Raw genomic sequence first — 12349 nt, forward strand, 5'->3', positions numbered from 1 at the left:
CCGCTGTGCAGTACTCCTACGGGGCCGAGGCGGCCTTGTGCGCGCGCTGGGAACCGGCGACTCCGCCCTTCTTGGCGGTGGAGGGGCCGGTATCGGCGGCCTTGGCGAGGCTGGTCTTCGACGAACTGGCTGCCGTGGCCGGACGCAGTGCCGCGCCGGCCTGCGGCGGCACGGTCGGAATCGGGCGGGTGGTCGCGCCGGGCCCGCCGATGAGGTCGGCGTAGATCGTCGTGCGGCCCTCGTTGATCTGGCTGACGAGGTCGGTGGAGGCGGTGGTGACCGCGTTCTGGATCGGGACTCGACCGGCGGCGAACGCGGCCGCGACGTCACCGGTCTGGGCCAGCGTTCCGGCGAAAACCGTCGTCCCTTTGACCGCGCCGGCCAGCACCGTCAGCGGGCCGGTCACGAACGCCTGGGCGGCGATGTTGACTCCTGACTCGACAGCGTGGTTGTAGGCGGCGAACGCCCGGTCCAGGGTTGCCTGCAGCGCGAATCCGCCGGACGGAGTGCGCGGCGCGAGCAGCAGGCTGAAGGTGTTGGCGATCGGCACCTGAACCGCGAGCAGCGCGGCGCCGAGCGCTTGGGCGACATCGCGACCGGCCTGCAGTGCGCCGATGAACGCGACCGGGCTGCTGATCAGCCCGTTGCCGAGGCCGACCAGCCCCCACCCGGTGAACGGCGCGTACGTCGGGTCGGGCGCCGGGGTGTTCGGTCCCAGGCAGTACGTGGCGCACTGCTGGGTGCTGCCGACCAGGATCGGCGTCGCGGCGAGGATGTCACCGAGCAGGTTGATGCCAATCTGGTACGGGATTGCGCCGAGAGCCGGGACGGACACGTCGGTGAGCTGGATTCGGGGCAGCTGCACAGAGGCGACGGGCGCGCTGTGGCTGAGGATCAGCGGACTGACGGCGATGACGCCGGCCCCCACGACCGCGATGCTGGTCCGATAGAGCGAGTTGACAGCAGCAGGCATTTCTGGCTCCTAGGCCGAGGTGTACCGACCAGGCGAAACTTACCTGACAGCAAACTGAGAAGCGGCGAGTTGGCAGAAGTCGCGGACAGTGCTTGAGCGGTCAATCAGTTCGGCCGGCGTGCACGGCGTCAGCCGTTCGACGAGCCGGCGCCGGAGGAACTGGACGAAGAGTTCTTCGAGCTCCGGGCCGACCCAGCCGTCGAGTGCGTTGTCGTCCCCGTCGTCGTCCCTGTTGTCGTCCCCGTCGTCGCCTTGCTGTCACTGCCGACCTTCGTCGGAGTTGTCGCGTCGGTGCCCGAGTTGCTGGAGTTGGTCGACTTGGTGGTGGTGGGCCGCAGGCTGGCTGCCGTCGGCGTGGTTTCCGGTTTGCGAGCGGAGCCGGCCTTGTTGTTCTGGCTGGACGGCGCCGTTGTCGCGGTATCGGTGGCCGGCTCGCTGGGGGCCGGATTGGCCTCCGTCCCGGCGCCGGCGGTGGCCGCTGCGACCAGATTCTTGAGCGCGGTGGGCGGCGGGATGGCCGGAGGGCGACGTCCGTACAGAACGTCCCTGATGCCGTCGAGAATGATCAGCCCCGGGCCCCAGAATGCGCGGATGGCCGCCTTGACGGTGTCCAGGGCGCCGGCGATGTCGCCGTTGAGCAGATCGAGGGCAGCGGTCACGACGAATTGCGGGACGCGGATGATCACCGCCACCACGGCGTAGGCCGCCTCGACGACTTTTCCGCCAAGATATGAGGTGTCCAAGACCAGGCCGTTGAGCGCCTGCACCACGTCGGAACTGACGACTGACGTGACAAATCCCGTGGTGAATGGGGCAGGAGTGGCGTTTGGCGACTCGACGAAGCCGGAACCTATCGGGTCGGGCCGATAAGCAGTTTGCTCGGGGAGCGCCGCGGCCGTCGACGGCTCGGGGTTGATCGCCGAACTGACCTCGCGGCTGATGCGATCGGCGTCCGCGGCCAATGCGGCCAGGATCTGCGCGAGCGCAGGGCCGATGTCGGAACTCGGCAACTTCGGCGTCAGTGCGCTGAGCAGGGATTTATCGGAAGGGCTGAGCAGATCGGGACTGGTGGACAGCTGCGTGGTGGAGATCTGCATGTCCCTGGATGGAGGCGCGAGGGGGTTGGCCACGACCACAGTCGCCGCCACGAGTGCCACCCCTGTAGTAAGGAATGGCCCCAACGCCCGTCGCATGCCGTCTCCCTAATCCGTGTTTGCGGCACCGGCAAGGAGAACGATACCTGAGAATAGGCTGATAAGGGTAAAGACGCCGCCTGAGAATTTTTTTAAGCGAAAATTCCTGATTGCCGAGGTAGAGGCAGAAATTCCTTGTGAGCCAACCCAATTAGCACACCCCCTTACCTTAAGGGCGGCTGAGGAAATTTGCGTACGCACAGACTGGCTAATTCTGGTGCGTCAGTCCGACGGTGTGCTCGATTTTTCGTAGACCAACCACCGCATCTCGATCGGGCGTTGATCGCGGGGAACGTCGAACACGTCCTGCCCGCTGACCCATTCGCCGTACCAGCTGGTCGGCGGCCACGTCCCGGCCGGCAGATGGTTTTTCTCGTAGTCGTAGACCGACACGTCCGACACCAGTGCCAGAGCAGACCCGGCCAGGGCCGCTGCCATCTGAGGTTGGGTGAAGATCGTCGTATAACACTGCTGGCCCAGCTGGAGTGCCCCGTCATCCGGGGTGTAGTCGCGGTGTGCGACGAAAGCGTTGAACACCAGGCGACCGCCCGGGGCCAGGCAATGGGAGGCCAACTCGAAGACCCCGCGCAGCTGGTCCGTCGACCGGAAATCCGACACCACCTCCGACAGCAAAATCAGGCGGTAGTCGCGGCGCAGATCCTCCAGCGTTGCGAAGATGTCGCGCTCCAACACGCGGACCGGCAGCGACTCGCCCTGCGCGGCCGCCCGGATGCTCTCGGCGAACGACGCCGTCATCTCGACGGCGTCGACCTCATGGCCGCGCCGCGCCAGCGCCAGCGCGTTGCGTCCGGTGCCGGCACCCAGATCCAGGATCGGACACAAACGGGGATCGGCGGCTTCGCCGGCCAGCGCCAACACCCGCGCGTCGGGTTCTGATCCGAACAACGGGGGTTCGCGGGTGGCGATCCAGTTCTCGTATGCACCTTCGACCGTCCACCAGCGGCTCTTGACGTGGTAGTTCAGCACCGTTCCGACCGGGGCCGCATACGAGATGACGATCTCCGAGCGCGGTGACGCGCCGAACGCCTCGGTCAGCTGTTCGTGCAGGATGGCGCGCAGTTCGTCGATCTGCTCGGCGCTGAACTCGCTGCCCAACGCTGCGAACAGGGTGGCGCACATGGTCACGTACGCCTCGAGCAGGCCGGGCACGGCCGGCAGGCTGATCTCACCGGTGGCGACCGAACGCCGGAGCAGCCGACGTGTCATGGCGCTCTGGAGCGAGGGATCGGCGGTCGACGACAGCGGCACGTTCTCCACCTGAGTTCTTCTACCCGATCCGGCGGCGGTTGTCAGTGATCGGTTTGCTCGTTCACCTGAATTTCGCGGCGCCGCTCGAGCAGACCGTTGAGCGCATTGGCGGCATACGCGGCGGCCGCGAAGACGATCAGCAGCCACCAGGGGGGATGGGCCAGCTCCCAGACGAACAGCGCGGCCCAGGTGGGAGCACCCTGAGTGACGGCCAGTACGCCCGCCGCGCAGGCCAGTGACACCGCCGGGACGCTGACAGTCAGCGGTGTCCAGGTGTTGATCGCCACGGCCACCAGCGACCCCATCGCCGCGCCGGTGGCCAGTGCGGGAGTCAGCATGCCGCCGACTGCGCCCGCCCGCAGGAACAGTGCGGTCACCAGCGGCTTGAGCAACAGCAGCGCCCCGGCCGACGCCAGCGTCAGCCCGGAGCCGACGCTCACGGTCAGCACGCTCTTGCCGTTGCCGGGCAGTTCGGGCCACCAGTGCGACAGCACACCCACCAGCAGCCCGGCGGCCGTGATGGCGGGGATCAGCAGCCAGGAGTCGCCGACCCGGTGAGCTTTGGCGTACTGCATCAGCCGGTTGAAGCCCCGGCCCACCGCGAGCGCCAGCGGCGAGAGCAGGACAGCGAATCCGGTCAGCAGATACGACAGCTCGGGATTGGGCCAGTGCAGCGGCACCTCCAGGTGGGTGACCGGCGCGGCCACCGCCACCGCGATGCTGGAGGTGATCATCGCCGTCCCGACAGTGCGCAGGCTCCAGGTGCGCAGCACGATCTGGATGGCGAACAGGGCGCCGCCCATCGGCACGCTGTACACCGCCGCCAAGCCGGCGCCGGCGGCGCAGCCGAGCAGGATCCTGCGATCGCTCTCGGTGAGCGCCCACCTCGAGGTGCCGAGATCGCCGAGCACCGCGGCGAATTGGCGGGGCGCGCCCTCCCGGCCGAGCGACGCGCCGGCGCCCACCAACACCACCTGCAGCAAGGCGTCGAGCGTCAACGCGAGCCGCGGCAACGGTCCGGGAGAATCGATGGCGTCCGACAGCGACGGCACCCGGGTCCGTCGCCGCAGCAGCCACCAGCCGAGGCCGGCCAGCGCGCCGCCGATCGTGGGGCCGACCGCGCGGCGCACCGGACTCGACCCCGTCACCCCGTCCAGCAGGGTCCCGAAGCTGTAGTTGAACGTGAGGTGCTCGACCGCGTGCAGCAGCACAGTGGTCGCGGCGCCGGCGAGCCCCGCCAGCAGCCCGATCGCGGCGACCGCGCAGCCGAACTCCAGGTGGCGCCGGTTCACGCGCCGAATCTATGTCACCCGCGGCGGTAGGGTGGCCGACGTGGCTGAGCAGGAGACCCCGCGGTTGTTGTTCGTGCACGCCCACCCGGACGACGAGACGATGAACAACGCGGTCAGCATTGCGCGCTACGTGCAACGCGGGGCGGAGGTGACCGTCGTCACCTGCACCCTCGGTGAAGAGGGCGAGATCATCGACGACCGCTGGCGACGGCTCGCCGTCGACGAAGCGGATCAGTTGGGCGGCTACCGAATCGGGGAACTGACGACGGCCCTTCAGGCGCTGGGTCTGTCCGGCCCGCGGTTCCTCGGCGGGGCGGGCAGGTGGCGCGACTCGGGCATGCCCGGTACCCCGGCGCGCAAGCACACCAAGTTCGTGGACGCCGACGTCGACGAAGCCGTCGGTCTGCTGGCCGACGTCATCGACGAACTGCGCCCGCACGTCGTCGCCACCTACGACCCCGGCGGCGGCTACGGCCACCCCGACCACGTACAGACCCACAAGATCACCACCGCCGCGGTCGCGGCCGCGACGTGGACGGTGCCGAAGTTCTACTGGGGTGTCATCTGCGCCAGCGCTTTTCGCGACGGCGTCAACGCGCTCGGGCCCGACGACGTGCTGGCCGACTGGATCATGCCGCCCCCCGATGTGGAGTTCGGTTTCCCCGACGACAGGATCACCGCGATCGTCGAGGCGCCCGAGCATGTCGACGCCAAGGTCGGCGCGATCGCCGCACACGCCACCCAGATGCTGGTCGGTCCGACCAGGCGGGCGTTCACGCTGTCCAACAAGCTCGTGCTGCCGGTACTGGCCGCCGAACACTATGTGCTCGTCGAGGGCACGGCGGGTCCGACCAATGAGCGTGGTTGGGAGACCGACCTTCTCGGCGGGCTCGGCTTCGGGCAATAGATCGGTGAAGCCACCCCGAACCCGTGGAACGGCCGACTCGGCCATCCGCACAGCGGTGCTGGCCCTGCTGGCCGTCGACGGCGTCCTCTCGGCTGTCGCCGGCGCGCTGTTCCTGCCGCTCTATCTGGGCACCGTGCCGCTGCCGATCAGCGCGCTGGTCAGCGGTCTGGTGAACCTCGCCCTGGTCTGGGCGGCCGCCTACTGGACGGATTCCGACCGGCTTGCCGCCCTACCGCTGATGACGTGGCTGGTCACGGTCGCCGCGCTGACCCTGGGCGGGCCGGGCGGCGACATTGTCTTCGGCGGCCCGGGCGTGATGGCTTACTCGGTGCTGATCTTCCTGGCGCTGGGCGCTGCGCCGCCCGCGGTGTTCCTCTGGCGGCGCACCCGCTAACTGGCGCTCTTCGCGGCCTTGCTTCGCGCCGAACCGGCCGTCGACTTCTTGGCGCCGGACGTGGTGCCCGACGTGGCGGCGCCGCCCTGCCCTGAGCCCGCGCCGCTGTTCGCCTTGGCGGACCTGTTGGTGCTGACGGCCTTCGGGGGCGGGGCGTTCGTCGATCCGGTGGTGTCGGTGACCGCCTGGGCGGTGACCGTGGTGCCGTCGGATGTGTCGGCCGTCGTGGTGACCGCCTGGGGACGGCCGGAATGGCCGAGGCCGGACTTGGCGGTGGCCGTTTCGGTCTTCTGCTGGACGGCGCCCGCGCTCGCTGCCGCGGCGGGGGTCTTCAGTGCCGCGAAGGGCAGCGGTGGGAGCGGCGGCAGCGGGATGGGGAACCACTGCAGGCTCCAGAAGTACGCGACCTCTTGGGTGCCGACCACGCCCAGGCTGCTGAGGGTGGTCTGGGCGATTGCGGTCAGCCCGTCCCGCCAGACCGTCGGGTTCCAGAAATCATTGACCACCGGATCCAGGAAGTCGTAGACGACGGTGTTGGCCACCGGGACTGTGAAGTTCGGGTACCAGATGTTGATCTGGTCGCTGATGAGATAGCCGAACGGGACCCATCCGAGTAAATACGGACCGAGCTGCAGGGCGAAATAGTTGCCCCAGTAGAGGGCCCACTGATATGCCGCGTCGATCGCGTCCGAGGCGTTGTTGTTGGCCTGCGCCGTCTTGTGAGCTCCGGGCTGGGCAGGGGCGGCAACGACGTCGGGCGCACCGATCGCTGCTGCCGCGGTGTCGACCTGGTTGACCAGCGGCTGGACCGCGGCGGACAGGCGGACAAAGTCCAGCGACATCGCGGTCGGCGCCGACGGCTGGACGGGGGTCAGGGCCACGGCACCGACCACCGCCGCCGCTATTCCAGCGGTCAGATATGAACGGACGGACACGGTCATGGCGAACCCCCTGCTCCAGGCACAGCTAATACTGACAATCTACGTTGCGCGCGCGTAAGTGTTACAGATTTTCCGGCCGTGTCCCGGTCACTGAGCGGGGCCGACGGGCAAGGCCGCGCGGCCGCGTGCGAGGACTACTGTGTGCAGCATGTCAGTCGCCGAAGTTTCAGATTGTGGGACGTGCGGATGATTTCTCTGCTGCCGACGGTTACCGGGGAGTGGCCCTGAACTCGCAGCCAAGTAGCCCGTTGCCCACACCGGTGGTTCCGCAGCGGACTGATGCTCCGTCGCCCGCTGCGCTCAGACGCGTCCTGCGTCGCGCGCGGGACGGTGTCGCCCTCAACGTCGACGAGGCGGCGATCGCCATGACCGCCCGCGGTGACGACCTCGCCGACTTGTGCGCAAGCGCGGCCCGGGTTCGTGACGCCGGCCTGGATTCCGCAGGCCGCCGGGGCCCGGGTGGGCGCCTACCGGTCACCTATTCGCGCAAGGTGTTCATCCCGGTGACCCATCTGTGCCGCGACACCTGCCATTACTGCACCTTCGTGACGGTGCCGGGCAAGCTGCGTGCCGAGGGCAAGGGCATGTTCATGGAGCCCGACGAGATTCTCGACGTGGCCCGTCGAGGCGCGGAATTGGGTTGCAAGGAAGCTCTTTTCACTCTCGGTGACCGTCCTGAGGCCCGTTGGGACGAGGCTAAGCAGTGGTTGGACGAGCGCGGCTACGACTCCACCCTCGATTACGTGCGCGCTATGGCGATCCGGGTGCTCGAAGAGACCGGCCTGCTGCCGCACCTGAACCCCGGGGTGATGAGCTGGACCGAGCTGTCGCGGCTCAAGCCGGTCGCGCCCTCGATGGGCATGATGCTCGAGACCACGTCGCGGCGGTTGTTCGAGACCAAGGGGTTGGCGCATTACGGCAGCCCGGACAAAGATCCCGCAGTGCGGCTGCGCACGCTGGACGACGCCGGCCGGCTGTCGATCCCGTTCACCACCGGGCTTCTCGTCGGTATCGGTGAGACGCTGACCGAGCGCGCCGAGACCATGCACGCGATCCGGCGTTCGCACAAGGAGTTCGGGCACGTTCAGGAAGTGATCGTGCAGAACTTCCGGGCCAAGGACCACACCGCGATGGCGGCGGTACCCGATGCGGGCATCGAGGACTTCCTGGCCACCATCGCCGTCAGTCGCCTGGTGCTCGGCCCGAAGATGCGCATTCAGGCGCCGCCGAATCTGGTGTCGCGGGAGGAATGCCTGGCGCTGGTCGGGGCCGGTGTCGACGACTGGGGTGGGGTGTCGCCGCTGACGCCCGATCACGTCAACCCGGAGCGGCCGTGGCCCGCTCTGGACGAGCTGGCGGACGTGACTGCCGCGGCGGGTTATGAACTGGTGGAACGCCTTACGGCGCAGCCGTCGTACGTGCAGGCGGGTGCGGCGTGGATCGATCCGCGGGTGCGCGGACATGTGGATGCGCTTGCCGATCCGGACACCGGATGGGCGCTGGACACCAACCCGGTGGGCCGGCCCTGGCAAGAGCCCGACGAGGCGTCGGAGTCCTTGGGTCGCACCGATCTTCACTCGGCCATCGACACCGAGGGGCGGCTGACCGAGACCCGCAGCGATCTCGGTAGCGCGTTCGGGGACTGGGAGTCCATCCGGGAGAAGGTCTCCGAGTTGGCGGCCCGCGCGCCCGAGCGCATCGACACCGATGTGCTGGCGGCGCTGCGTTCGGCCGAGCGCGACCCGGGCGGCTGCAGCGACGACGAATACCTGGCTTTGGCCACCGCCGACGGTCCGGCGATGGATGCGGTTGCCGCCCTTGCTGATTCGCTTCGCCGCGACGCGGTGGGTGATGACGTGACGTTCGTGGTGAACCGGAACATCAACTTCACCAACATCTGCTACACCGGCTGCCGGTTCTGCGCGTTCGCTCAGCGCAAGGGCGACGCCGACGCGTACTCGCTGTCCACCTCTGAGGTCGCCGACCGGGCCTGGGAAGCGCACGTCGCCGGAGCCACCGAGGTCTGCATGCAGGGCGGGATCGACCCCGAACTGCCGGTCACCGGCTACGCCGATCTGGTCCGGGCGGTCAAGGCGCGGGTGCCGTCGATGCACGTCCATGCGTTCTCGCCGATGGAGATCGCCAACGGGGTGACCCGCAGCGGCCTCTCGGTGCGCGAATGGCTGACCTCGCTGCGTGAGGCCGGGCTCGGGTCCATTCCCGGCACCGCCGCGGAGATCCTCGACGACGAGGTGCGCTGGGTGCTGACCAAAGGCAAGCTGCCCACCTCGGAGTGGATCGACGTGGTGACCACCGCGCACGAGGTGGGGCTGCGCTCGAGCTCGACGATGATGTACGGCCACGTCGACACCCCCAAGCACTGGGTGGGACACCTCAACGTGCTGCGGGGCATCCAGGACCGCACCGGTGGGTTCACCGAGTTCGTTCCGCTGCCGTTCGTGCACCAGTCATCGCCGCTGTACCTGGCGGGCGGTGCTCGCCCGGGGCCGACGCACCGGGACAACCGCGCGGTGCATGCCCTGGCGCGGATCATGCTGCACGGCCGGATCTCTCACATCCAGACGTCGTGGGTCAAGCTCGGGGTCGAGCGCACGCAGGTGATGCTGCAGGGTGGCGCCAACGACCTGGGCGGCACGCTGATGGAGGAGACCATCTCGCGGATGGCGGGCTCGGAGAACGGCTCGGCGAAGTCGGCGGAAGAGTTGATGGCCATCGCCGCCGGTATCGGTCGTCCGGCGCGTCAGCGCACGACGACCTACACCGACCTTGCGGCCTGAGGACTGAGGTACTCCGGCTGCCGAATCACCGACGGTGTCGGCACGGTCTCTGCGGGTATAGGTCGCTAATATACGAAACGTCTAGTATCAGTAACCACTCGCAACACCTGTGCCGACCGGCACTCCGATGGGCGACAAGTTAGGGCACACTGAGTCGGCTATCCGGTGACCGGCATCGGATACTAGGCGTTCCCAGCGGCCCCGCAGACATACAGCCACCCCGAATAGAGCAGACCGAGGAGAACCTCAAGTGACGTACACGATCGCCGAGCCCTGCGTCGACATCAAGGACAAGGCATGTATCGAAGAGTGCCCGGTCGACTGCATTTATGAGGGTGCGCGCATGCTGTACATCCACCCCGACGAGTGCGTCGACTGCGGCGCGTGCGAGCCGGTCTGCCCCGTCGAGGCGATCTACTACGAGGACGACGTCCCGGATCAGTGGGCCTCCTACACCCAGATCAACGCCGACTTCTTCGCCGAGCTGGGTTCGCCGGGCGGTGCCTCCAAGGTCGGCCAGACCGACAACGACCCGCAGGTGGTCAAGGACCTGCCTCCGAAGGAAGAGGCCTGACGGCTGCCGTCCCGTTGCGCGCGGCGTCGTCCGGTATGGGCTGATGTCTGATTCGCCTGCTCCTCCTCGCTACGCTCGGCATCCTCGCTCGGCGGTGCTGCCGGTTTTCCCGTGGGACACCCTTGCTGAGGTGACGGCCACCGCGCGGGCTCACCCGGGTGGCATCGTCGACCTTTCGGTGGGCACACCCGTCGATCCGGTGGCGCCGGTGATCCGGGAGGCATTGGCTGCGGCGAGTTCGGCGCCGGGATATCCGACGACGGCGGGAACGCCCGCGCTGCGGGCCTCCGCGGTGGCCGCGCTGCACCGGCGCTACGGCATCACCGGCCTGCCGGAGCACGCCGTCCTCCCGGTGATCGGCACCAAGGAACTGATCGCGTGGCTGCCGACTCTGCTGGGTCTGGGCGCCGACGATCTGGTGGTCGTTCCGGAGCTGGCCTATCCGACGTATGACGTGGCGGCGCGGCTGGCGTACGCCCGGGTGATCCCGGCGGACTCGGTGACCCAGCTCGGACCCGAGTCGCCCGCGGTGCTGTTCATCAACTCGCCGAGCAACCCGACCGGCAAGGTCCTGGGCCGCGACCACCTGCGCAAGGTCGTCGAATGGGCCCGCGAACGCGGCACGCTCGTGGTGTCCGACGAGTGCTATCTGGGCCTGGCATGGGAGGAGGAGCCGACGTCAGTTCTGCACCCGTCGGTCAGCGACGGCGACCACACCGGGCTGCTGGCGGTGCACTCGCTGTCGAAGAGCTCGTCGCTGGCGGGGTATCGCGCCGGGTTCGTCGCCGGCGACCCCTATGTGGTCGCCGAGCTGCTCGCGGTGCGCAAGCATGCCGGGATGATGGTTCCGGGGCCGGTTCAGGCGGCCATGGTGGTCGCGCTCGACGACGATGCCCATGAAATAGAGCAGCGGCAACGCTATGCGCGCCGCCGCGATGTCATGCTGGCCGCGATGCGGTCGGCGGGTTTCACCGTCGACCACTCCGAGGCCGGTCTGTATCTCTGGGCCACCCGCGGTGAGCCGTGCCGGACGACGCTGGCGTGGCTGGCCGAGCGTGGCATCCTCGTCGCCCCCGGGGAGTTCTACGGGGCTCGTGGTTCACAGCACGTTCGGGTGGCTCTGACCGCGACGGACGAACGGATCGCCGCCGCGGCGGAGCGGCTGGCCTGAGCCAGCCGCCCCAGCCCAAGCGGGGGTCAGAAACGCATTGTCAGTTCATGTTCCAGGGTTCGCCGTAGGTGGTGACGCTGTCGCCGGCCTTGGAGATCAGGCGGGCGAAGGGGCGCAGAAGCACGCCGCCGGCAGCACCGGTGACGGTGCCGTGGGCGTTGGCCACCGCGACCGAGCCGTTGGGGCCTGTGACGTCGACGGAGAACGTGGCGACTTCCTGGATACCGGGGCCGTTGCCCAGGTCGGCGGAGATCGACACACCCGGGAACAGGTTCGGGGTGATCACCGAACCCAGCGGGTTGAAGTTCGTCGGCGAGATGCTCGCGTCGTCGATCAGGATGTTGGGTGTGGTGTAGCTGAAGTTGATGCCCACACCCAGCGACCACGGGAAGCCCACCTGATAGCCCAGCTCCAAGGTGCCCGCGAACTGGTCGGCACCCGGGCCGACCACGCTGTAGACAGCCTTGCCGGAGTGGAACCACTCCCGGGTCAGCCGGTTGCGGTCCAACGGGAACACACCGTTGAGGAAGGTGTCCCACTGCTGCACCGTCATCGTCCGGCCACCGCCGTCGACCAGACTCAGCTCATTATCCAAACCTGCGTGCGAGGTGCCCGTCCCGACGAACAACGCCGCGACGGCAGCGATCATCGCCACCAGCACTCGACCCATGTATTTCATCCTGACCCCTTGTGCTCAGTGGTTCGACGGTGATCGGGGGGCCCGGTTCACCGAGGTTCTGGCGCCGTGACGAGCTTCACAGCCAGTCATGACAAAAGCCTCATCGGCAACAGATGCAACAGTGTTACCGGGATGGTCAAAAAATTTCCGCTAACGCG

At 68.1% G+C, this 12349-nt stretch carries 11 protein-coding genes; 5 read left to right on the forward strand and 6 right to left on the reverse strand.

What is annotated here, in order from left to right; genetic code table 11:
* Positions 1 to 16: 16 nt before the first annotated feature.
* From Y900_RS18740 to Y900_RS18755, 4 genes are all read right to left on the reverse strand, one after another.
* A complete protein-coding gene (locus Y900_RS18740) occupies positions 17 to 973 on the reverse strand; it encodes a hypothetical protein (protein WP_036343788.1) in 957 nt (318 codons plus the stop codon).
* A gap of 128 nt (positions 974 to 1101) precedes the next feature.
* Complete coding sequence (locus Y900_RS30385) at positions 1102 to 2121, reverse strand: hypothetical protein (RefSeq protein WP_131536217.1); 1020 nt, start codon at positions 2119 to 2121, stop codon at positions 1102 to 1104.
* Positions 2122 to 2388: 267 nt separating this feature from the next.
* Positions 2389 to 3444 (reverse strand): class I SAM-dependent methyltransferase, encoded by a 1056-nt coding sequence (locus Y900_RS18750; RefSeq protein ID WP_036343789.1) that lies wholly within the window; start codon positions 3442 to 3444, stop codon positions 2389 to 2391.
* 32 nt (positions 3445 to 3476) lie between these two features.
* Positions 3477 to 4727, reverse strand: coding sequence for a chloride channel protein (locus Y900_RS18755; RefSeq protein WP_036343790.1), 1251 nt, complete (start codon positions 4725 to 4727; stop codon positions 3477 to 3479).
* A gap of 40 nt (positions 4728 to 4767) precedes the next feature.
* On the opposite strand from Y900_RS18755, the gene mshB reads away from it, so the two are divergent.
* Together mshB and Y900_RS18765 are read left to right on the forward strand one after the other, a co-directional pair.
* Entirely contained in the window at positions 4768 to 5634 is an 867-nt protein-coding gene (gene mshB / locus Y900_RS18760) for an N-acetyl-1-D-myo-inositol-2-amino-2-deoxy-alpha-D-glucopyranoside deacetylase (RefSeq protein ID WP_036347216.1), read from the forward strand.
* A 4-nt stretch (positions 5635 to 5638) separates the two neighbouring features.
* Positions 5639 to 6028 (forward strand): hypothetical protein, encoded by a 390-nt coding sequence (locus Y900_RS18765; protein WP_237752597.1) that lies wholly within the window; start codon positions 5639 to 5641, stop codon positions 6026 to 6028.
* Here Y900_RS18765 and Y900_RS18770 read toward each other — a convergent pair.
* Entirely contained in the window at positions 6025 to 6969 is a 945-nt protein-coding gene (locus Y900_RS18770) for a hypothetical protein (RefSeq protein WP_051660147.1), read from the reverse strand. The genes Y900_RS18765 and Y900_RS18770 overlap by 4 nt on opposite strands.
* 218 nt (positions 6970 to 7187) lie before the next feature.
* On the opposite strand from Y900_RS18770, the gene Y900_RS18775 reads away from it, so the two are divergent.
* From Y900_RS18775 to dapC, 3 genes are all read left to right on the forward strand, one after another.
* Complete coding sequence (locus Y900_RS18775; RefSeq protein WP_036343791.1) at positions 7188 to 9767, forward strand: bifunctional FO biosynthesis protein CofGH; 2580 nt, start codon at positions 7188 to 7190, stop codon at positions 9765 to 9767.
* Positions 9768 to 10017: 250 nt separating this feature from the next.
* Positions 10018 to 10341, forward strand: a complete 324-nt coding sequence (fdxA, locus tag Y900_RS18780) for a ferredoxin (RefSeq protein ID WP_036343792.1) — start codon at positions 10018 to 10020, stop codon at positions 10339 to 10341.
* Between the two features lie 43 nt (positions 10342 to 10384).
* Positions 10385 to 11512 (forward strand): succinyldiaminopimelate transaminase, encoded by a 1128-nt coding sequence (gene dapC, locus Y900_RS18785; protein WP_051660148.1) that lies wholly within the window; start codon positions 10385 to 10387, stop codon positions 11510 to 11512.
* Between the two features lie 40 nt (positions 11513 to 11552).
* On the opposite strand, the gene Y900_RS18790 is transcribed toward dapC, so the two are convergent.
* The gene (locus tag Y900_RS18790) at positions 11553 to 12191 is read right to left on the reverse strand and encodes a porin MspA (protein WP_036343794.1); all 639 of its coding nucleotides are present in this window, start codon (positions 12189 to 12191) and stop codon (positions 11553 to 11555) included.
* Positions 12192 to 12349 lie beyond the last annotated feature (158 nt).

This window comes from Mycolicibacterium aromaticivorans JS19b1 = JCM 16368, from assembly GCF_000559085.1.
GTDB classification, from domain to species: domain Bacteria; phylum Actinomycetota; class Actinomycetes; order Mycobacteriales; family Mycobacteriaceae; genus Mycobacterium; species Mycobacterium aromaticivorans.